The 22,237-nt window shown below is 52.8% G+C and carries 14 protein-coding genes; 10 read left to right on the top strand and 4 right to left on the bottom strand.

Features of this window, described 5'->3' with window-relative positions:
- Positions 1 to 30 precede the first annotated feature (30 nt).
- The 9 genes from AB9F26_RS01130 to AB9F26_RS01090 all read left to right on the top strand — a co-directional run bounded on the left by AB9F26_RS01130 (position 31) and on the right by AB9F26_RS01090 (position 12,964).
- A complete protein-coding gene (locus AB9F26_RS01130; protein ID WP_039001605.1) occupies positions 31 to 1,059 on the top strand; it encodes a twin-arginine translocation signal domain-containing protein in 1,029 nt (342 codons plus the stop codon).
- A gap of 59 nt (positions 1,060 to 1,118) precedes the next feature.
- A complete protein-coding gene (locus AB9F26_RS01125) occupies positions 1,119 to 2,471 on the top strand; it encodes a glutamine synthetase family protein (protein WP_369767088.1) in 1,353 nt (450 codons plus the stop codon).
- 2 nt (positions 2,472 to 2,473) lie between these two features.
- Complete coding sequence (locus AB9F26_RS01120) at positions 2,474 to 3,856, top strand: aldehyde dehydrogenase family protein (RefSeq protein WP_335586022.1); 1,383 nt, start codon at positions 2,474 to 2,476, stop codon at positions 3,854 to 3,856.
- 5 nt (positions 3,857 to 3,861) lie between these two features.
- Positions 3,862 to 5,007 (top strand): iron-containing alcohol dehydrogenase, encoded by a 1,146-nt coding sequence (locus tag AB9F26_RS01115; RefSeq protein ID WP_335586021.1) that lies wholly within the window; start codon positions 3,862 to 3,864, stop codon positions 5,005 to 5,007.
- 172 nt (positions 5,008 to 5,179) lie between these two features.
- On the top strand, positions 5,180 to 7,420 hold the full coding sequence (locus tag AB9F26_RS01110; RefSeq protein ID WP_369767087.1) for a glycosyltransferase family 2 protein: 2,241 nt from the start codon (positions 5,180 to 5,182) through the stop codon (positions 7,418 to 7,420).
- A gap of 42 nt (positions 7,421 to 7,462) precedes the next feature.
- Complete coding sequence (locus AB9F26_RS01105) at positions 7,463 to 8,401, top strand: phosphoadenosine phosphosulfate reductase (RefSeq protein ID WP_369767086.1); 939 nt, start codon at positions 7,463 to 7,465, stop codon at positions 8,399 to 8,401.
- A 140-nt stretch (positions 8,402 to 8,541) separates the two neighbouring features.
- A complete protein-coding gene (locus tag AB9F26_RS01100; protein WP_369767085.1) occupies positions 8,542 to 11,349 on the top strand; it encodes a molybdopterin oxidoreductase family protein in 2,808 nt (935 codons plus the stop codon).
- Positions 11,346 to 12,095 (top strand): 4Fe-4S dicluster domain-containing protein, encoded by a 750-nt coding sequence (locus tag AB9F26_RS01095; protein WP_335586017.1) that lies wholly within the window; start codon positions 11,346 to 11,348, stop codon positions 12,093 to 12,095. The genes AB9F26_RS01100 and AB9F26_RS01095 overlap by 4 nt, the downstream gene beginning before the upstream one ends.
- Entirely contained in the window at positions 12,092 to 12,964 is an 873-nt protein-coding gene (locus AB9F26_RS01090) for a DmsC/YnfH family molybdoenzyme membrane anchor subunit (protein WP_335586016.1), read from the top strand. Before AB9F26_RS01095 ends, AB9F26_RS01090 begins: the two co-directional genes overlap by 4 nt.
- An 81-nt stretch (positions 12,965 to 13,045) precedes the next feature.
- On the opposite strand, the gene AB9F26_RS01085 is transcribed toward AB9F26_RS01090, so the two are convergent.
- The 4 genes from AB9F26_RS01085 to AB9F26_RS01070 form a co-directional block, all read right to left on the bottom strand.
- Entirely contained in the window at positions 13,046 to 13,510 is a 465-nt protein-coding gene (locus tag AB9F26_RS01085) for a potassium channel family protein (protein ID WP_335586015.1), read from the bottom strand.
- Between the two features lie 167 nt (positions 13,511 to 13,677).
- Positions 13,678 to 15,387, bottom strand: coding sequence for a hydantoinase B/oxoprolinase family protein (locus tag AB9F26_RS01080; protein ID WP_369767084.1), 1,710 nt, complete (start codon positions 15,385 to 15,387; stop codon positions 13,678 to 13,680).
- A gap of 4 nt (positions 15,388 to 15,391) precedes the next feature.
- Positions 15,392 to 17,470, bottom strand: a complete 2,079-nt coding sequence (locus tag AB9F26_RS01075; RefSeq protein ID WP_369767083.1) for a hydantoinase/oxoprolinase family protein — start codon at positions 17,468 to 17,470, stop codon at positions 15,392 to 15,394.
- Positions 17,471 to 17,587: 117 nt separating this feature from the next.
- Positions 17,588 to 18,499 carry a LysR family transcriptional regulator gene (locus AB9F26_RS01070; RefSeq protein WP_369767082.1) on the bottom strand — a complete coding sequence of 304 codons (912 nt, stop codon included), beginning with the start codon at positions 18,497 to 18,499 and terminating at the stop codon, positions 17,588 to 17,590.
- Between the two features lie 387 nt (positions 18,500 to 18,886).
- On the opposite strand from AB9F26_RS01070, the gene AB9F26_RS01065 reads away from it, so the two are divergent.
- Positions 18,887 to 21,694 carry a methyl-accepting chemotaxis protein gene (locus AB9F26_RS01065; RefSeq protein WP_369767081.1) on the top strand — a complete coding sequence of 936 codons (2,808 nt, stop codon included), beginning with the start codon at positions 18,887 to 18,889 and terminating at the stop codon, positions 21,692 to 21,694.
- Positions 21,695 to 22,237 lie beyond the last annotated feature (543 nt).

Below are 22,237 nucleotides of genomic sequence, written 5' to 3'. Positions count from 1 at the left end.
ACCCTATAAAACCTCAACAAGGAGACGACCATGACAACAAGACGCAAGTTTCTCACCACCGCAGGGGTTGGCGCAGTTGGCGCAACCCTCGCGGCCCCAGCTATCGCCCAAAGCAAAATCAAATGGCGGATGCAAACTTATGCTGGCCCTGCATTGGCCGAGCATGTGATCACCCCGGCCATCAACAGCTTCAATAAAATTGCTGGCGACGAGATGGAAATCGAACTGTTCTACGCGGACCAACTTGTCCCAACGGGCGAACTTTTCCGTGCGATGCAAAAAGGCACAATCGACGCGGTTCAATCCGACGACGACTCCATGGCGTCCCCAACCGAAGTCACTGTATTCGGCGGCTACTTCCCCATGGCAAGTCGCTACTCGCTCGACGTGCCAGTTCTGTTCAACCAATACGGCCTGAACGAAATCTGGGACGAAGAATACTCCAAAGTTGGCGTAAAACACATCTCTGCTGGCGCATGGGACCCCTGCCACTTCGCAACAAAAGAGCCTATCACTTCGCTCAAAGACCTCGAAGGCAAACGCATCTTTACCTTCCCAACTGCGGGTCGTTTCCTCACACAATTCGGCGTCATTCCCGTAACGCTTCCTTGGGAGGACATCGAAGTTGCGATGCAAACGGGCGAGCTTGACGGCATCGCATGGTCCGGCATCACCGAGGATTACACTGTGGGTTGGGCCGACGTGACCAACTATTTCCTCACCAACAACATTTCCGGCGCTTGGGCGGGTTCGTTCTTTGCCAATATGGATCGCTACAATGAGCTTCCTGAGCACTTGCAAGAACTGCTCAAAGTTTGTACCGACCAATCGCACTATTACCGTCAGTGGTGGTATTGGGGTGGCGAAGCTGCGCTCCGTGTCAACGGTCCGAAAATGGAACTGACAACAATCCCTGACGAAGAATGGGCTGTTGTTGAAGATGCCGCCGTTAAATTCTGGGATGAGATTGCTGCCGAAAGCGAGACCAAAGCCAAGGTTGTCAATATCATCAAGCAATACAACGCAGATATGATCAAAGCTGGCCGTCCATACCGTTAGGTCAATAAATACGGTGCGCCCCGTTCTGGGGCGCACTTGCTCACCCAAAGGATACGAAAATGCTAAGTTTTGAAGCTCTTAAAACCGCTGTCGCCGCTGGCACAGTTGATACAGTTCTGGTTTGTCTTGTGGACATGCAGGGCCGTCTCATGGGCAAGCGTTTTCTCGCACAACACTTTGTGGACTCCGCCTATAGCGAGACCCATTGTTGTAATTACCTGCTCGCCACTGACCTCGAAATGGCCACACCCGATGGGTTTGCCTCAACCAGCTGGGAATCTGGCTATGGCGACTATGTGATGAAGCCCGATCTGAGCTCCATCCGCCCTATGCCGTGGCTCGACAGCACCGTCATGGTACTTTGTGACGTGCTCGATCACCATAACAATCCCATTCCCCATTCCCCGCGTGCCATTTTGAAAAAGCAGGTCGCGCGCCTTCAAGACATGGGCTTTACGGCAATCATGGCCACTGAGCTTGAGTTCTTCTTGTTTGAGAAAAGCTTTGAAGAAATTTCAAAATTCGGCTTCCGCGATTTGACGCCGATCTCGGCCTACAACGAAGATTACCACATCCTGCAAACCACCAAAGAAGAGCATGTGATGCGCCCCATTCGCAACCATCTCTATGCTGCGGGCATTCCGATTGAGAGCACCAAAGGCGAGGCCGAGGCGGGCCAAGAAGAGCTCAACATCAAGTATTCCGAAGCTATGAATTGCGCCGAATTTCACACCATTGCCAAACATGCGGTCAAAGAAATCGCTTGGCAAAAGGGCCACGCCGTCAGCTTCCTTTCCAAGGTTTCGCGCGACCTCGTTGGCTCCTCCTCGCATGTGCATCAGTCGCTTTGGAAAGATGGCAAGAACGCGTTTTTTGATCCCGATGCCGAACTTGGCATGTCTGATATGATGCGTGCCTATATGGGCGGCCTGTTGAAATATGCGCCCGACGTAACCTACTTCCTCGCTCCCTATATCAACAGCTACAAACGCTTCCAAAAGGGTATGTTCGCCCCCACCAAATCCGTCTGGTCCGTGGACAATCGCACCGCTGGTTTCCGCCTTTGTGGCGCAGGCTCCAAGTCTGTGCGCGTGGAATGCCGCATCGGTGGGAGCGACCTAAATCCCTACCTTGCGCTCGCCTGTCAACTTGCTGCGGGGATCAAGGGCATGGAGGAAAATCTTCCCCTTGCATCCCCCGCCAAAGGCGACACATATGGAGACAGCGACGGCCCCGAGATCCCGCAAACTCTGCGCGACGCCGCCAAAACACTCACGAACTCTGTGATGCTGCGTGAAGCCTTTGGCGACGACGTTGTAGATCACTACACCCGCTGTGCTACGTGGGAAATTGAAGAATTTGACCGCATCGTGACCGATTACGAAATCGCTCGCGGATTTGAAAGAGCCTAAACATGACAAACACAGTGAAATGTATCTCGCCCATCGACGGGTCGCTTTATGCCGAACGCCCAGTCCTGACCCAATCTCAAGCAGAGGCCGCCGTTGCGCGCGCCCGCGCTGCGCAAATCGAGTGGGCCGCACGCCCTTTGAGTGAGCGCAGTGCCTTGGTCATGGCTGGCGTTACTGCCGTTGGTGCAATGAACGACGAAATCGTTCTTGAAATCGCCCACCAAATGGGTCGCCCCGTGCGCTATGGTGGTGAATTCGGCGGCTTCAACGAACGCGCAAGCTACATGGCCACGATTGCCGAAGACGCCCTCGCGGACATCGCAGTTGGCGAAGATGCCCAGTTCAAACGCTATATCAAACGCGTACCACATGGCGTGGTTTTGGTCGTGGCCCCATGGAACTACCCCTATATGACCGCGATCAATACGGTCGCGCCCGCCCTCATCGCGGGCAACGCCGTCTTGCTCAAACACGCGAGCCAAACCCTGCTTGTGGGCGAACGTATGGCCGCCGCTTTCCACAGCGTGGGCATCCCTGCGGACGTGTTCCAAAACGTATTCCTTGACCACGCAACCACCAGCGCCCTGATCGCAGCCAAGAGTTTTGGTTTTGTGAATTTCACGGGATCAGTTGGCGGTGGCCAAGCCATGGAACGTGCAGCGGCTGGGACATTTACCGGTGTCGGCCTTGAACTTGGCGGCAAAGACCCCGGCTATGTTATGGAAGACGCAGACCTCGATGCGGCTGTTGATACGCTTATTGATGGGGCGATGTTCAACTCTGGTCAGTGCTGCTGTGGGATCGAACGGATTTACGTCCACGAGAGCCTGTACGACGCCTTTGTCGAAAAAGCTGTGGCGATTGTTTCGGCTTACAAACTTGGCAACCCACTCGAAGAAACCACAACCCTCGGCCCCATGGCCCACACCCGTTTTGCCGCCGAAGTCCGCGCGCAAACTGAAGAAGCCATCGCCGCAGGTGCAACAGCATTGATCGACCCCGCGCTTTTCCCACAGGACGACGGTGGCGCCTATCTCATGCCGCAAATCCTCACCAATGTGACTCACGATATGCGCGTCATGCGTGACGAAAGCTTCGGCCCTGTTGTTGGCATTATGTCGGTCAAAGACGATGCCGAGGCGATTGCCCTTATGAACGACAGCAACTTTGGCCTAACTGCAAGCCTTTGGACTAAAGACATTGATCGCGCGGCCCGTATCGGCGACCAAATCGAAACCGGAACTGTGTTTATGAACCGTGCGGATTACCTTGATCCCGGACTTTGCTGGACAGGTTGCAAAGACACTGGTCGCGGCGGCGGCCTCTCGGTCATTGGGTATCACAACCTCACACGCCCAAAATCTTACCACTTTAAAAAGGCATAAATGTCATGAACTTAACTGGCAATTGGTCCTACCCAACCACAATCAAATTCGGCGCTGGCCGCATCAGTGAACTCGCGGATGCCTGCAAAGCGACGGGTATGAAAAAACCCCTGCTCGTTACGGATAAGGGCCTCGCGAACCTACCGATCACCACGGCAGCCCTCGATCAACTTGAGGCCGCTGGCCTTGGGCGCGGGCTTTTCTCCGATGTTGATCCCAACCCAAATGAAATAAACGCGGAAGCGGGCCTCGCTGTGTATCGCGCCGGTGGCCACGACGGTGTGATTGCCTTTGGCGGCGGCTCTGGCCTCGACCTTGGCAAAGTGATTGCCTTCATGTCTGGCCAAACCCGCCCCCTTTGGGATTTTGAAGACATCGGCGATTGGTGGACCCGCGCCGACCCCGCTGGAATCGCACCGATCATCGCGGTTCCCACAACTGCTGGCACAGGCTCCGAAGTCGGCCGCGCGTCGGTGATCACCAATTCCGTGACGCATGAAAAGAAGATCATTTTTCACCCTAAAATCTTGCCCGCCATCGTTATTTGCGATCCAGAGCTGACAACGGGCATGCCCGCGTTCATCACGGCAGGCACAGGGATGGATGCTTTCGCGCACTGTCTCGAAGCTTTCTCGTCACCACACTACCACCCGATGAGCCAAGGCATTGCGCTCGAAGGTATGCGTTTGGTGAAAGAAAACCTCATGACGGCTTTCACCAAGCCAAACGACCTTGAGGCACGTGCGCATATGATGTCGGCGGCGATGATGGGGGCAACTGCTTTCCAAAAGGGACTTGGCGCCATTCACGCGTTGAGCCACCCAATCGGCGCGATGTACAACACGCACCACGGCACAACCAACGCCGTCGTGATGCAACCTGTATTGCGCATGAACCGTGTGGAGATTGAAGATCGCATCAACGCGGCGGCACGCTATCTTGGCATCGAGGGTGGCTTTGACGGCTTTTACGACTATGTCGGAACGCTTAATGCTGGCTTGAAAATCCCTGCGAACCTGACCGCAATGGGCATCACAAATCCAGATATGGACAAGCTTGTTCAGGGAGCGCTGATCGACCCATCGACAGGGGGAAATCCCGTGGAAATGACGCCGAAAAACACGCGCGCCTTGTTTGAGGCTTGCTTCTAAACCACCCGCCTGTTGCGCGAAAACCTTCACCCACCGCCCGAAGAATATGGGCGGTGGACCAAGCTGTTACCGATTTGTTAGACTTGTTGCATATAGAGTTTGCCTGCATCAAACCGCAGGTTATCTAGCAAGCTGGGCCAAAGCCCCAAGCGCAATCGAAGACGGGCAAAACATGAGTGTTTTTCATCAACGCAGTCTTTTGGGCTGCCAAGCTGGCAGTGTCACACTGCTGGATGCCGTCTCAATTGACATGGTCGACGGACAGGAACTGCGTTTCTATTTTCAATCCGGCACGCCCGTTGAAATGATCGCGCCCCTCAAGGACTATCGCTTTAAATCCAACCGCAGCATCGGTGGCGGCCTATTGTCGATTGCCCAGGCCCCCAAAAGCCTCACGAACCCGCCGCTTCCCCTTATCGGCCAGCGCTTGCCTGTGACCCCCAACAAACCCGAACCAGAGCTTTTCGCAGGCCTCAATACCATCATGGCACAGCGCAATGGGGAGAGCGCCGACACGGTTTTGGCTTGGCTCGAGTATCACGTCACAGTCCATGGCGCAGAAGGTGTGATTATACTAGATCGCGCGGAACCAGAGACGGATGATAGCTTTGCCAATAAGCTTGAAAACAATCCTGTTGCAGGTTTAAAATCCCTTGTTTTGGTAAACAGCCCCGTGCCCCTTGGCGCGAAAAACCTGCCTGATGAGGGCCATGCTTTTAATGCCCCCGACGCTCCCGGTAAGGACCGAATGGAAATCCCACCGGCCGATCCATGGCGTGCGCCTCTTGGGGATATGCTGATTTATGAGCTTTTGAAAACTCTCTTCCTGTCACAGGCCCACGCGGTGGTAAGCCTTGAATGCTATGACATGCTCGCGCCGATCCCTGACAGAACCATTTTTGATGCGGTTCAAAAGAGTGAAACAGGGGCGCTCCTGTTGCTTGGACAACGCTGTTATCCTTGGCGATTGCGCAAAGGGACGAAACCAAGTTTTGGCGACCATATCTGTCGGCAATTTGATGCACAAAAGGCCTATCGCCGCTGGGCGATTGACTTGTCGCGCATTGGGATTGATCGAATTTGGCGCCTCGCGCGGGTTGTCGGCGCGGAGGCCGCACCACAGGATACTGCACAGTTTTACCGCTGTATGGCCCTGCGGCATCATTGTAAAACTGTCAGTGAAATTGTCCCCAAAACCAGCTTGGTTGAAGATGACGCCTTGTTGAAAATTGCCGAGGTGCATTTCAACCACAAGCCAGTTCGTGTCCCCGAACAAAAAGCCCCGAAAACAGTTCACACCAACTCTTCGGCGATTGTCACCACGATGAAAAACGAAGGCCCGTTTATTTTGGAATGGGTTGCATATCACAAATCCATTGGCGTCGATGAACTGCTCGTTTACACCAATGATTGCGACGATGGCACCGATACTTTGCTCGACGTTCTACAGGAAAAAGGCGAGCTTCAGCACCGCGATAATCCTTTTAAGGAAAGCGGCTTAAAGCCTCAACATGCAGCCCTTCAGGCCGCAGAATCCGAGCCGCAAATCAAAAACGCCGATTGGGTGACCTGTATCGACGTCGATGAATTTATTACAATTCATGCTGGGAAAGGCAAGCTCGCGGATCTTTTTCATGCCGTCAAAGATGCGAACATGATTTCAATGACTTGGCGGCTTTTTGGCAACGACAACGTGCATGAATTCAAGGACGGTTTCATCACAGAACAGTTCAATTCCTGTGCGCCAGAATATATTCGAAAACCGCATCAAGCATGGGGCTTCAAGACGTTGTTCCGCACCATTGGGATTTTCAAAAAACTTGGCGTACATCGCCCCAAGGGGTTGCGGCCACAGCTTTGGGAACAGATCAAGTGGGTCAATGGCTCAGGCGCGCCCCTCCCCAGTAAAATGTTCCGCAACGGGTGGCGCAGCACACCTGACACCTATGGCTATGATCTTGTGACGCTCAACCATTATGCGGTGAGGTCCGCCGAGAGTTTCCTTGTGAAACGGGATCGCGGGCGGGTCAATCACGTGGACCGCGACCAAGGGCTTGCCTATTGGTTTCGTATGAACAACAACGCTGAACACAACACCCAAATCCATCGAAATTTACCCGCCGCCAAGGCCGAGTTTGATCGGCTTATGGCCGACCCAAATATCCGCGCCGCGCATGAATTCTCCGTGCAAAGGCATCGCGAGAAAATCGATGCTTTGCGCGCGACCGACAACTATGCAAAATTTTACCAAGAGTTGACTGGGGAGCGCATGCAGAGAATGTCAAAAATGCATGCGTACTTCGGGGCCAATGTCTTCCTTTCGGGGCCAGAAGTTGTGCCGGATAACATCGTCATGCAAGATCACCCCGAAGACTTCTTTTTTACCGTCGAAAAAGGCGAAACAGTGCACTAGCGCCTGTCAGAAAGTTTAAAAATGGCCCCCAAAGCGAAAACAATGCCCGAGGAAGCAGACACGGTAGCCCTGGCACAGGTGGACAAATCCGACATGGGTCGCAAGGATTGGCGCGCACACATGAAAGCCATGGGGGATGCCGAGGGATTTTACGAAGACATCGGAGACGAGCATACCGCGCTTTTTGTACGACGTGGCGCGACCCTAATTGTAACCTTCGAAAACCTAGATCACGTCTATGAAAACTCCGAGTCACGCATGCCTTGGGGTTTCAATTTTGTCGAAGACCGTGGCTGGTCATTCCTTGGGATGATGGCGCACACATGGTCGTGGTATCGCGACGAATCCGTATATGATTTTTTTGACCGTTTGCGCGACGAAAGTTTCTTTGAAGGTTTTGATAAGGTTGTGTTTTATGGCGCTTCGATGGGGGCCTATGCCGCCTGTGCCTTCAGTGCAGCCGCGCCAAAATCCACGGTCATCGCCATAAGCCCGCAGGCCACACTCGACCGCCAAATCGCAAGCTGGGAAACGCGCTACAAAAAGGCATGGCGGCGCGATTACACCACACGCTATGGCTATGCGCCGGAAATGACTTCAGCCGCCGAAAATGTCTATTTATTCTACGATCCCACTGAAGCCTTAGACGCGATGCATGCGAGCCTTTTCCAAGGCCCGAATGTGCAGAAATTTAAATGCCGATACTTGGGGCATCGGATCGCAAGCTTTTGGATTTCTCTCGGCTTGTTGAAACCTATCATTCAGGATTGTGTCGATGGCACCCTAACGGAACCGACGTTCTATGAGAGAATGCGCGCGCGCCGAGAGAGCATGCGGTACAAACGTGAATTGCTGGGCCGTGTGCAGTCTCGTGGGCGGCACGATCTGGTTGTGCGCCTGTGTGAATATGTTCTCGCACAAAATCGAGGGCCAAAATTTCGCCAAGCGTTGAAGGCGGCGAAGGCAAAACTAAAAATTTAACCAGATCTGGCGGCACATCTATTCTATTTGCATCTGCCAATTCGGAACTATTTTCCCGTTTAACTCGAACAATTGGGAAATAATCTTCCCTTCTTGGTGAAATTCAATTCTATTGATTTTCAGCTATGGAGGTATTCTCGATGACCCATCAACCCCAAATTGACACATCTCCAAAAGTCTCAGACGAAGTCCGCAAAACAACCTGCTACATGTGCGCTTGCCGCTGCGGGATTAACGTCCACATGAAAGACGGAAAAGTCGCCTATATTGAGGGCAACCGCGACCACCCCGTCAACAAAGGGGTCCTTTGCGCCAAAGGGTCGGCGGGGATCATGCAAGTTAATGCCCCTTCACGCCTACACGCCCCCCTCAAACGGGTTGGGCCGCGCGGGTCTGGCGAATTCGAAAAGATCAGCTGGGACGAGGCCCTAGAAATCGCAACCAAACGCCTTGGGAAAATCCGCAAAGACGCACCGGAAAAACTGGCGTTTTTTACAGGCCGCGATCAGTCCCAGAGCTTTACCTCCTTTTGGGCACAGGCTTATGGCACCCCAAATTACGCGGCCCACGGTGGTTTTTGTTCCGTTAATATGGCGACTGCAGGCATCTATACTATCGGGGGTGCTTTTTGGGAATTTGGCCAACCCGATTGGGACCACACCAAAATGTTCATGCTTTTTGGTGTGGCCGAGGATCATGACAGCAACCCGCTCAAAATGGGCCTTGGGAAGCTGAAGAAACGAGGTGCGAAGGTCATTGGCGTCAATCCCATCCGTTCTGGATACAACGCGATTGCCGACGAATGGATTGGCATCACACCGGGCACAGATGGCCTGTTCATCATGTCCCTTATCCGCGAATTGCTGATGGCTGGAAAGATCGACCTACACTATCTCGCGCAATATACGAACGCGCCGGTGTTGTTGAATTGTGATCCGAAATCCGCTGAGTTTGGCTTGCTGATGCGCGACGGAAACGGAAAAATGTTGGTTATTGATCGTGCCACAAAAAAACCGACCGCCTTCGATAAGCAAGGTGTTCAACCCGATCTTTCCGCCACCTATCGTAAGTCTGGCATTACCCATCACCCCGTATTCCACCAATTGGCCGAAACCTATATGGTCGACGAATATGCGCCTGAGAATGTAACGAACCGATGCGGGATACCTGCGGAAACTATCCGCAGGATTGCCGCCGAATTGGCCCATGTGGCCTTTGAGGAGGCAATCACCCTCCCCATTGCATGGACTGATTTTAGAGGTGAAAAACATAGCGAAATGATCGGTCGCCCCGTCTCGTTTCATGCCATGCGGGGTATTTCGGCCCATGCCAATGGCTTCCAGACGTGTCGCGCCCTCCACATCTTGCAAATCATCTTGGGAAGCGTTGAAGTACCGGGAGGCTTTCGCTTCAAGCCCCCCTACCCCAAGCCCTTCGAGGCGCATCCCAAGCCACATTGCAACGCGAAACCAGATGCGCCCCTTGATGGCCCGCACCTCGGTTTTGTCCATGGGCCAGAAGATCTCGCGCTGCGCCCCGACGGGAGTGCCGCCCGCATTGATAAAGCCTTCACGTGGGAAAATCCAATGTCTTCTCATGGCCTTATGCATATGGTCATTTCAAACGCCCACGCGGGCGACCCCTACAAAATTGACACGCTCTTCTTGTACATGGCTAATATGGCGTGGAATTCGTCGATGAACACAAGTGGCGTCATTAAGATGCTGACGGACACGGACGAGAACGGCGATTACGTCATACCCAACATCATTTATTCCGATGCTTATTCGAGCGAAATGGTCGCCTATGCCGACCTCATTTTGCCCGATACAACCTACCTTGAGCGCCACGATTGCATCTCGCTTTTGGACCGTCCCATAAGCGAAGCGGACGCGGCGGCAGATGCCATTCGGTGGCCTGTTATCGAACCTGATCGCGATGTGCGCGGATTTCAATCGGTCCTCTGTGATTTGGGCGCACGCCTTGGATTGCCAAATTTCGTCAACGAGGACGGGAGCCAGAAATTCGCCGATTACGCCGACTATATCGTTAATCACGAACGCAAACCGGGCATTGGCCCGCTGTCGGGATTCCGTGGCGACGGTACGCAACAGGGTCGTGGTGCCGTTAATCCAGCGCAACTTGATCGTTATATTGAAAACGGCGGTTTTTCGGTCACGCATATTCCCAAATCCGCCTCCTACTACAAACCATGGAACACAGAATACCAAGACTGGGCGGTTGGGATGGGCATCTTTGACAGCCCGCAACCCTATCTGTTTTCGCTCTATTCCGAACCCATGCGCCGCTTCCAATTGGCCGCCGAAGGGCACGGCGAGCGTCAACCGCCCGAACATCTGCGGCAACAAGTACACAATGCGATGCAACCCCTTCCCACGTGGACCGAATCCGCAAAAAACGACGATCAATATCCCATCCATGCCCTCACGCAACGCCCAATGGCTATGTACCACAGCTGGGGGTCGCAAAACGCATGGTTGCGTCAGATTCATGGGCGTAACCCATTGTATCTATCCACAAAAATATGGGCGAAACATGGATTTTCTGAGGGAGATTGGGCGTGTGTCACCTCCCCCCATGGCGAGATTATAGTGCCCGTGGCGCTCCATGCGGCCCTCAATGAGCACACGATTTGGACATGGAATGCGATTGGTAAGCGGAAGGGCACTTGGGCATTGGATGAAAATGCGCCGGAGGCAACCAATGGGTTTTTGCTCAACCATTTGATCCACGAACTACTGCCTCCCAAAGGGGACGGACTTCGCTGGGCGAATTCTGACCCCGTCACCGGCCAAGCCGCGTGGTTTGACCTGAAAGTTCGGTTGAAAAAAAACGCGCCACCTCAAAACGCGCAGCCCGCCTTTCCACCGATAAAGTCCCCTGTTGGACAAGGCCCGAAAAACCTAACGTGGAAGGTGGGGAAATGACCGCATTACCGCAGAAAACCGAGCGCAAACTTGGCCTCGTAATAGACCTTGATACCTGTGTCGGGTGCCACGCTTGCGTCATATCATGCAAAGGGTGGAACACCGAAAACTACGGCGCGTCTCTGTCCGACCAAGACGCCTATGGCGCAGATCCCCAGGGAACGTTCCTCAATCGAGTGCACACTTTCGAGGTACAGCCCGAAGTTGGCACCGCAAAAACCGTACATTTCCCTAAGTCCTGCCTGCACTGCGAGGATGCACCCTGTGTCACGGTTTGTCCGACAGGTGCGAGCTACAAACGCGTCGAGGATGGCATCGTTTTAGTCAATGAGGACTCCTGTATCGGATGTGGCCTTTGCGCGTGGGCCTGCCCATATGGCGCACGCGAACTCGACAAAGCGGCGGGTGTAATGAAAAAATGCACGCTCTGTGTAGACCGTATTTACAATGAAAACCTTCCCGAGGAAGACCGCGAACCCGCCTGTGTGCGCACCTGCCCCGCAGGCGCACGGCATTTCGGGGATTTCGCCGATGAAACCAGCGCCGTAAGTCAGCTTGTGGCTGAGCGGGGTGGGTTCGACCTCATGCCCGAAATGGGCACAAAACCCGTCAACAAATACCTTCCTCCTCGACCAAAAGACACTGGTACGGAAATCGATATCCTAGCTCCGTTCCTTACGCCGATTGCCGTTGAGCCAAAAGGTTTTCTAGGCTGGCTTGATAAAACACTGGAGAAACTCGGATGAATCCTGCCCCCTCAGTGATCCTTTTCACTGCTTTTTCGGGTCTCGGTTTTGGCCTTCTGACATTTTTAGGCTTCGGCGTGCCTGCAGTTACGGGCTGGATCGCCTTCGTGTTTTACTTCATCGCCTTTGCGCTCGCGGTGGGAGGGCTTGTGGCCTCGACATTTCACCTCGGCAATCCAAAGAACGCGTTAAAAGCCTTTTCCCAATGGCGCACTAGTTGGCTTTCACGCGAAGGCATCTTGGCGGTGAGCGCCCTAGGGACGATGGGGGTTTATGCCATTGGCGCGATATTTCTCGGCCAACTTTGGTCAACTTTGGGAGTAATAGGTGCCCTTTTGTCGATCACAACAGTCTTTTCAACATCCATGATCTACGCTCAGCTTGCGACGGTTCCCCGGTGGAATCATCCAATTACAACGCTGTTATTTTTGGCGCTTTCCCTGTCGGGGGGGGCTTTGCTGGCTGGAAGAATTAGCCTCGCGATCCCCCTGCTTCTCGCCGCAGGAGGTGTACAAATCACCGCTTGGATTCTCGGAGATGCCCGCTTCGCGCAGCGCGGTACAACGCTGGAAACAGCCACAGGTCTTGGATTTCTCGGCAAAGTTCGTCTTTTTGAATCCCCTCATACGGGTGGGAACTATGTCCTCAACGAGATGGTATATGTCGTTGGGCGCAAGCACGCACAGCGATTACGGGTCATCGCAGTTTTAGGGTTTTCGGTCATCCCTGCAGTTTTGCTTACACTCTCTCACAGTCACATTGCTGCGCTATTTGCAGTGATTTTTCACGTTGCCGGAGTGCTTGCGGCGCGCTGGCTCTTTTTCGCAGAAGCCGAGCACGTTGTTGGACTGTATTACGGCAAAAGGTAACTTGTTTGGCCGCGCGTCCCTGTGGGCATCACCACCTAGAGCCAGTTGGAAATGGCAATGGGTACCCAACAGGCAACGCGATCAAGGCTGTTTTTTACTAAGGATTGCAACGTCGAGTACGGGTGAAAGCGAAAGTACGTGTGAAACCAAACCTACAAGGAAAGCGGTGCTAATCCCAAACGTGAGCAAGCCCGTAACTGCCGCAAACGCTGCAAAAACGCGATGCTCCGGCCCTAAGGTGATATCCCCATAGCCAAGGGTTGTAAAAGTCACGAGGGAAAAATAGACCGAGGTTGGCCAGTCGGAAAAGGCACCGATATAGATAAAGCTGATCGCCCAAATCCACACCTGAAGCGTGAGGGAAAAGACCACCATTACAAAGGTTACGCCAACAAAAATTGGTAACCGCCAAGAGTAACTCAAGTTCTCAATGCGTTTGGAAAAATGCGGGATTGCATCAACACTTTTTGACACAAGGACAACATGTAGAATTGCACAGAGGCTCAGTAGCCCAGTGCCCGAAAGTATTTGTCCCGTAAGTTCCATTGTAGTCCCACATTATTGAAGCCAAACATTATGGCGTAATTCTCTGGGTCGCAATCCTGTTCCCGCTACTGCCTAGCACGTTAAAACCGCCCTTTGCACATCAAAAAGGCCTGTGGCCGATTAAAAGCAGTTGGGTATTTGCCATGTGGTCAATGCCCCTTTACGCCTCAGACGACTTCGCCTTTACGCACTGCGGCTTCGACAGATGCGATATCTTCAGCGCTTAAGTTATAATCTTTGGTTGCGGTTTCATTCGAGATGTACCCAAGGGCGAGGTCGCGCATCACTTGGGCTTTTAACCGCTCGTCGGGGTTTCCGTACCCCGCGCCACCGGGGAAGGCCATCATCACTTTGCGCCCATGCGGTACAAACTGCTTGCCTTTGCCTTTCATCTTGCTCCCATCATCTTGGCCAATGGTTGTCGCAGCCCCCGAGCCGCCACCGCGGCGGCCGCGCGCCGGATGATCGACCCGATCCAGCATGGCTTGGAAATCAAACTCATAGCCTTCCTGCGCGCCCACGACCATGTATTGCCCCAAGCCGCCCCGTTGTTTCCCTGCGCCACCGGAGTCCGGACGCAATTCTTTGCGCCAAATAATCACCGGCCCCGCGTGTTCAGTAGCCTCTACAGGCATCGTCATCACGCCCGACGGAAAAGCTGTGGCATTGAGGCCATCATGTCCGGGCCGCGCGCCAGACCCACCAGAGTTGAAGGTAAGCACTTCGGAACGGACCGCGCCAGCCGGAGCAGGCGCGTCCATGCGTGGACGCAGCGAAACTTGGAAATTGCACAAACAGCCCGCCCCCTCCGCGGGGACAACGTTGGGCAAAATTTTGTCCAACGCGTTGTAAACCGTATCTGGTACAAAATGCCCAACGATATGCCGCAAGGCCACTGGCGCAGGATGTAGCGCGTTGACGATGCAGTTCTCCGGCGCTTTGATTTCGAACGGGGCTAGAGAAGCCGCGTTGTTCGGAATTTCTGGTGCAATCGCACATTTCAGCGCGTAGCACGCATAGGCCTTGGCATAGACCAACGGACAGTTGATGCCTTTGCGGTCCAACCCAGAGGTGCCCTCAAAGTCAGAAATAATGCGGTCCGCTTCAATCGTGAGTTTGACCTTGAGAGTGATCGGATCGCTAAACCCGTCCACGGTCATTTCGCCCGTAGCCGACTGTCGCGGCAGGGCTGAAATCCGTTCAATCGTTGCGCGACGTGAATTCTCAAGGATAAAGGTTGCAATACCGTCAAGGTCGCTCAGTTCGAATTCCGTCATCATGTCGATCAGGCGGCGGTGGCCAATTTCATTGCAAGCGGCCAAAGCATAGACGTCGCCAATAATCTGATCGGGTTCGCGCACATTGCCGCGAATAATCGACACAAGCGTTTTGTCCACTTCACCCGCAGCCGCGAATTTCATGATCGGAATATAGAGACCTTCCTCATAGACAGATGCAGCATCTGCGCCGAGCCCGCGTCCGCCGATATCAACGACGTGCGCTGTACAAGCAAAGAAACCGACCAACAGCCCGTTGCAAAAGGAGGGCGTGACCATCGTGATGTCATGCAGGTGGCCCGTGCCTTGCCAAGGGTCGTTGGTAAGGTAGATATCGCCTTCGAAAATGTTCTGGCGTCCGATTTTGCGGATGAAATGTGCAACGGCGTCGGCCATTGCATTTACGTGACCGGGTGTGCCGGTAACCGCCTGCGCAAGCATCTGTCCATGTGTGTCATAAACGCCCGCTGACAGGTCGCCCGCTTCTCGCACCGAAGTTGAGAACGCCGTCCGAACCAATGCTTGCGCCTGCTCTTCCACGATGGAAATCATGCGGTTCCACATGACTTGGTAGGCGACGTTGGAGTGTTGTTTTGCCATGGGTTTAGCCTTTCACGATAACGTCGATACAGCCATCAGGCTGGCGAATTGCGCGGCGGGACGCCGGAACAATAATGGTGGTTTCATCCTCGGTAATGGCTGCGGGGCCTTGGGCCTCCTGCCCCTCTCCCATATCACTCCGCATAACGACGGCGCTGTCGATAAATGCAGCTTGTGCGGGATCAAATATGCGCCGTCGGCCAGCGATGGGCGCGTCCCCTTTACGCGAGGCCGTGGCCACACGCGCGACCTGTTCAGGGGGAGTCGTCGCGTTGACCGACCACACCGTGATTTCGACATCCAAACCTTCGACTGTGCGGCCAAACAGTTTAGTATAATCTTCCTCAAACAAACGTTCAAACGTGGCCATATCTGGATTGGCTGCTTGTTCCGCCGTCAACATGATTGGGATTTCCCAGCCCTGCCCTGTATAGCGCATATAGGCTTTGAACTCGGGCAAGATCGTCGCGTCGGCATCGCAGTTGCGCACAAAACCTGTAGCTTCAGATTGCAACTCCTCAAGCAGGGATTTGATCCGCCCTCCATCGAAATTCGACAATTTCATATAGACGGAGCGGTTCGCTTCAAAACTAAAGGGTGCGCGCAGAAATCCAATGGCAGATCCAACACCCGCACCAGGTGGCACCAAAAGGCGCTCAACGCCCAGCTTTTCACACAGGCGCCCCGCGTGAAGTGGCGCGGCGCCGCCAAAAGCAATCATCGTATATTCGCTCAGGTCTTCGCCATTTTCAACCGCATGTACCCGCGCGGCATTGGCCATGTTTTCATCGACAACTTCGGCAAGGCCAAAAGCGGCGGTGGCGGCATCCATATCGAGCACAGAACCCAATACTTCCATCAAGGCGCCCTCGGAGCCATTGACGTCGAGCTTAAACGATCCGCCGGCAAAGTTGTTTGGGTCCAGCTTGCCCAACACAAGGTCGGCATCCGTTACCGCAGGCTTGGCTCCCCCGCGACCATAGCAAGCAGGTCCGGGTTCTGATCCAGCGCTTTCAGGCCCCACGCGGATTTGGCGCATGCTGTCCACATGAGCGAGCGACCCCCCCCCCGCGCCAATTTCGACCATATCAATCACTGGAATCGAAATCGGCATACCCGATCCCTTTTTGAACCGATAAGTTCGCGCAACTTCAAAAACGCGCGAGGTCTTGGGCGTTTGATTTTTGATGAGACAGATTTTGGCCGTTGTGCCGCCCATATCGAACGACAACACCTTATCCAGACCGTATCCCGCCGCAATATGCGCGGCAAAAACGGCCCCACCCGCAGGGCCAGATTCGACCAATCGCACAGGGAAGTCAGCCGCATTTTCAATGGAAATAATCCCACCGCCCGAGTGCATCAGGAAGATGTTGCAATCCACCCCTTCGCTGCGCAAACGCCCCTCGAGGCGCCCCAAATAGGACTTCATGAGCGGCTTAATATAGGCGTTCGCCACAACGGTATTGAACCGCTCATATTCACGCATTTGCGGGGACACTTCGGACGAGATCGACACCATGACATGCGGCATCTTCTCAACCAACACATCGCGCACCATCTTCTCGTGAGCGTCATTTAAATACGAATGCATCAAGCCAACCGCAACGCTTTCGTACCCTGCCTCAATAATCTGGTCGACAAGGGCTTCAACTTCGGATCGATCAAGCGGGATCAACACCTCGCCACGGGCGTCCACGCGCTCCTCAACCGTATAGCGCATTTGGCGCGGCAGGAGAGGCTCGGGTAGGCACAGATTCAGATCATATTGTTCAAACCGAGACTCGGTGCGCATTTCGATGACGTCGCGAAAGCCCTGTGTCGTAATCAGCGCAGTCTTGGCACCCCGTCGTTCAATCAGCGCATTGGTGGCCAGCGTGGTGCCGTGAATGATTTGCCCAATATCAGCGGGGGCAATGCCCGCCTTTTTGCACACTTGATGCAACCCGTCGATAATCGCGTTTTCGGGGGCAGTATAGGTTGTCAAAACCTTGGCCGAAAACTGTTGCCCAGCCTTCTCAAGAACGACATCCGTGAACGTACCGCCAATATCGACGCCCAGCCGGTTTGATGATTTTAGCATACTATGACCCCATATATTTTATGGGAGGATATGACCCAACAATAGATAGTTGCAAATTATTTAATTCTATACAGGTGATAGATTTTATTTATCCTAGGCCGCCTTTTGGCGACCATGTCATCCCCTCTGGAATTTCGCAGCACATTCTGCCGCTATTTCGGCGGCATGCCGCACAAACCGCGTGGCTTTCTCGGCATGGAATCGCGCTGCAAACTTCAACGGGCTAGGACGCCAAGAATAGTGGATTTCCACCAGCGTTTCCTCCGCTAACTGTGCTGCCACCACAGACCTCGGCAAAACTGCAATCCCCATACCGTCCAATGCCATGTGCACCGCCGCCGCCATACTGTTTGATGGCGCGAGCCGCATCGCATCGCCCGCGGATTTACCGAATCTTTCCGTCAACTCAAGATAGGCTTGCGTTTGGCGTGTATGTGTCAAAATCGGGTGCTTCATTAAGGCTTTTCGAGAAATATCACCCGCTCCGATTTGGCGCGCGACATCGACATTTGCAACCCAGACGTACTCATAACTTCCCAATTCAATAGTCCCACTCACCGGCGCCGCGAAGGGTTCCGACTGAATGGCAAGATCAAGCGATCCAGCGGACAATTCCTTGTCCAATTGCCACGATAGATCGACCGTAAGCTCAACCGAGACATTGGGATAGGCTTCCTTCATACGCACCATATAGGGGCGCAACCACGTCGCTGCGATAAGCTCCGTCACCCCAAGCCGCAACCGGTTGTTAACCAAATCGGGACGCGATGCGATATCGACTAACTTTTCCGATTCACGCAAAATTTCACGTGCCTGCTTTAGGAAAACCGCCCCCTTTGCAGTCATTCGAACTGAGCCGGCATCCCGCAACATCAAACTGATTCCAAAAGACTGCTCAAGACCGGCAATACGAGAAGAAATATTCGGTTGCGTGGTATTCAAATGATGTGCTGCCTTTCGAAAACTACCCAGATCGGCAACCCAAACCAAGGCTTCGAGTTGTTTGAGATTAAGAATACTTCCGATCATGTTCATCGCCGCAAATTATGTGAATTTTTATGTGTATCAGTGTGCGGAGACCAGCCAATGAAGTCAAAGCGCAAAAACAATCGCCTGAATGGATGGTTGATAAAATTGTATCTAAGAACCGATCCCACACCAGAAACGTTATCTTTTTTTTTAAATTTTGCCGTCAAGGTGACCCAAATTCACATGCAACTTTAAACTACGAGGCAAAAAATGCAGTTCTTTGGGAATATTCCTTTTTCAATTAAGCTCCCTCTAGTTTTCTCGACTTTGGCTCTGATCGGCCTCGCAACCACTGGCATTACCGCCTACTCAGGCGCGCGCGATATTTTGAGTGAGCAGGCCCAGGTCCGCCTTTCAGCCACGCTTCAAACACGTGGAAACGGGTTGTTGGACTGGTACGAAGGGGTCGAAAAGGAACTGCTCTCGCAAACGAGTGGGCCAACGACGCAAACGGCAACAAAGGACCTTGTTTTAGCCTTTTCACAGATAGAAGGCAGCCCACAATCTTTCCTTCAGAAAATTTATGTGACGAACAATCCAAAGCCCGCGGATGAACGACATCTATTTGACAAGTCATTTGATGGTTCGTTCTATGCTTTTGCCCATGGGCAATATCATCAGTTTTTTCGCGACTTGATGACCTTAGGTGGGCATCAGGACGTCTATTTGTTGGATACCAATGGAAATGTGATTTATTCTGTCCGCAAGGGGAACGATTTTGCTGAGACATTATCAGGGCCCGTTCTCGAAAACAGTGGTCTCGCTGAAGTTTACACCGCCGCTCTTGGCTTAACGAATATGGCCGATGTAGCTTTTAGCGATATCGGCCCATATGGCGCACGCGAAAATCTGGCTTCGAGCTTTGTTGCCGCGCCTATTATTGACCCAAACGGGTTAAAACTTGGCGTACTCGCTTTTCAACTCTCCACCGAAAGCATCGACACTTTAATGACGCAGCCTATAGGTCTTGGCGAAACCGGAGAAATTTTCATCGCCGGTAGCGATGGTTTGCTGCGGAGTAATACCCGTTTTTCCGAAACCCCAGACATTCTAAGTGAAGCGCCCCAAACAGACGCGGTTTCAATGGCTCTTGCGGGAGAGACCGGGCGCATCAACGGTGTTCGTGCAAACGGCTTACCCGTGCACACGGCATTCATGGGATTCACATACAAAAACATTCAATGGGCACTTGTTGCTGATCAGACGGACTCTGAACTCTTTGCTCCCGCGGCAAGTCTACGCAAGAAGATGATAAGAGATATCTCACTCATTATGACTGGGATCGTCTTGATTTCCATTTTAGTTGCTCGAGGTATTTCGAGGCCGATCATTGCAATTGGGCACTCGATGAAACAAGTAGCAAACCATGACTTATTGAGTGCGATTCCTTTCGCAAATAGGCGCGATGAGATCGGAACAATTGCCCAGAGCCTTGAAAATTTGCGCGAAGACCTCGCGGAGGCAGCGGAAATGCAAGTGGATACGGAATTCAAGGGAGCCGCGTTCTCGGGGTCATCCGTACCAATGATGATGGTTGATCGCGACCTCATCATCACCCACGTGAACCCCGCCATGTACGGCATGATCAACACTCACTTTTCACACCTAGCCAATATTCAAGATCGCGAAGTTTCGAAAAATACTGTTGGCAAAAGCCTGAGCCAGTTTTACCCCGAAGATATAGACATCCTCACTCAAACGGAGGATCCTTCTAGCCTCCCATATGCCATTGAATTCGACATGTTGGATCGGCGAATTGGGATAAAAATGGGTGGCGTTTTTGGAACGGATAACCATTACAATGGCAACGTAGTTGAATGGCAGGATGTCACCGAAATTCGTGGGAATGAGAGCCTGCTGAACGCTATCGATTCCAATCAAATAACAGCAGAGTTTAGTGTCGAAGGAGCCATCATTTCAACAAACGAAAACTTTATGTCGGCGTTTGGAGAAGCGAGTTATCGCGGGCAATCCTTTAAAACGATAATCGAATTCGACGCTAAAACCGCTGCTGAAACCGAGGATTTCTGGAAAACTCTGGCAGAAGGTAAGTCTGTAATTGGATTGTTTAAAGGAAGAACTGCAATCGATAGAGCGCTTTGGTTAGAGGGGTCGTTCAATCCGGTTCTAAATTCCGACGGAATACCTTTTAAAATCAACCTTATCGCCAGCGATGTTTCCGTTGCTCACACCAACTTGCAGAATTCTCTGGCGCAACGTGCAAGGACTCAAAAGGAGCAGGAAGCTGTTGTTCTGGCGCTCAGCGTGGCGCTAGATAGGCTTTCGGAGGGCGACCTCACCACCAAAATTAGTGATGCGTTTTCGGAAGATCACGAAAAACTCCGCAAGAATTTCAACGCTGCCGTAGAAAACCTTTGCGCGGCAATGACCGCCGTTGCGAGCAATACTGCTTCGATCCGCCACGAGGCCCATGACATCAGTTGTGCAGCAGATGATTTGGCCAAACGAACCGAACAGCAAGCCGCAACCCTTGAGGAAACGGCTTCCTCGCTGGACGCCATGACTCAGAGCGTCCAGTCCACTGCCAAAGGTGCGCTCCAAGCGAATATTGTTGTGGATGCTGCAAAAGGCAAGGCGGAAAACAGCGGATTAGTTGTGGAAAAGACGATCTCAGCCATGAGCGCAATTGCCGAATCGTCAGACAGAATTTCAAGAATATCCAGTGTAATTGACGAAATTGCTTTTCAAACAAATCTGTTAGCACTCAATGCTGGTGTTGAAGCCGCAAGGGCTGGCGAGGCGGGGCGGGGCTTTGCTGTCGTCGCATCGGAAGTTCGTGATCTTTCTCTGCGCTCATCAGACGCTGCAAAACAAATCAACGAAATAATTCTGGAAAGCGCAAACCATGTAAAGCTTGGAGAACAACTCGTTGGCGAAACCGGATCGGCTCTTCGTGAAATTGTTTTGTCTGTTAAAGATATTTCCGCGCATATGGTGGAAATTACAAATTCTTCATCGGAGCAATCATCTGGGCTTGCCGAAATAAACAATTCTATCAACCAGTTAGACCAAGTAACCCAAATGAACGCAGCTATGTTCGAAGAAACCACAGCCGCGAGCCACTCTCTGACATCGGAAGCGGAAAAACTTAATCACTTGGTCTCAAAGTTCTCAATCTCCCACACTATAGGGGAAGCACAATCAAAGGCACTGGCTCGGAAGACTGCCGCCTAGACGAATAAAATTCGTCCTGTAGCGTTGATTCTGTGTCAAATTGCGTAGGAACCAGGACTCAAATGCGCAACTTGGTCTTGTCGCAGTTTAGTTCCGGTCTCTTTCGAGCAATGTTTGCCATCAATAACAGAACAATGCCTGAACGAGATCACAAGTAAGGCCAAGATGACGCCATCAAGCGCAACGGTCCAAGGAACACAACCGACAAAAGCCATTGGGCGGCCGACCAATCCGACAGCGCCTTTATGGCGCTGTGACACTCGAATGCCTGAACGCACGTATTATCAAAACAGACTTGGCAGCTTTCGAGCGCCACTCCCGAAACAACCGTCTAAAAGTTTGGTATTCACTTCGTGCCTTTTGTGATGAAAAGGGCATGATCGAAATTCGCGTGGCACGGTAAGTTTCCCAAAGAAAAGCAGACCAATCAGACGGTTTCACCCCTTGGACCCGAGACAACTTCGCGGCGTTTCGCGAATACTCGTCCACTGGCACTAAACAGCGAATGGCCTTTGAATTTATGTACAGAAAATGCGCCGCCTT

Source organism: Falsihalocynthiibacter sp. BN13B15, assembly GCF_041205415.1.
GTDB lineage: Bacteria > Pseudomonadota > Alphaproteobacteria > Rhodobacterales > Rhodobacteraceae > Falsihalocynthiibacter > Falsihalocynthiibacter arcticus.
This window is presented reverse-complemented; position numbering and strand designations above follow the sequence as displayed.

Coding starts and splice junctions, on each gene's coding strand:
- AB9F26_RS01130 (WP_039001605.1), top strand. CDS start 31: ATGACAACAAGACGCAAGTTTCTCACCACCGCAGGGGTTGGCGCAGTT.
- AB9F26_RS01125 (WP_369767088.1), top strand. CDS start 1,119: ATGCTAAGTTTTGAAGCTCTTAAAACCGCTGTCGCCGCTGGCACAGTT.
- AB9F26_RS01120 (WP_335586022.1), top strand. CDS start 2,474: ATGACAAACACAGTGAAATGTATCTCGCCCATCGACGGGTCGCTTTAT.
- AB9F26_RS01115 (WP_335586021.1), top strand. CDS start 3,862: ATGAACTTAACTGGCAATTGGTCCTACCCAACCACAATCAAATTCGGC.
- AB9F26_RS01110 (WP_369767087.1), top strand. CDS start 5,180: ATGAGTGTTTTTCATCAACGCAGTCTTTTGGGCTGCCAAGCTGGCAGT.
- AB9F26_RS01105 (WP_369767086.1), top strand. CDS start 7,463: ATGCCCGAGGAAGCAGACACGGTAGCCCTGGCACAGGTGGACAAATCC.
- AB9F26_RS01100 (WP_369767085.1), top strand. CDS start 8,542: ATGACCCATCAACCCCAAATTGACACATCTCCAAAAGTCTCAGACGAA.
- AB9F26_RS01095 (WP_335586017.1), top strand. CDS start 11,346: ATGACCGCATTACCGCAGAAAACCGAGCGCAAACTTGGCCTCGTAATA.
- AB9F26_RS01090 (WP_335586016.1), top strand. CDS start 12,092: ATGAATCCTGCCCCCTCAGTGATCCTTTTCACTGCTTTTTCGGGTCTC.
- AB9F26_RS01085 (WP_335586015.1), bottom strand. CDS start 13,510: ATGGAACTTACGGGACAAATACTTTCGGGCACTGGGCTACTGAGCCTC.
- AB9F26_RS01080 (WP_369767084.1), bottom strand. CDS start 15,387: ATGGCAAAACAACACTCCAACGTCGCCTACCAAGTCATGTGGAACCGC.
- AB9F26_RS01075 (WP_369767083.1), bottom strand. CDS start 17,470: ATGCTAAAATCATCAAACCGGCTGGGCGTCGATATTGGCGGTACGTTC.
- AB9F26_RS01070 (WP_369767082.1), bottom strand. CDS start 18,499: ATGATCGGAAGTATTCTTAATCTCAAACAACTCGAAGCCTTGGTTTGG.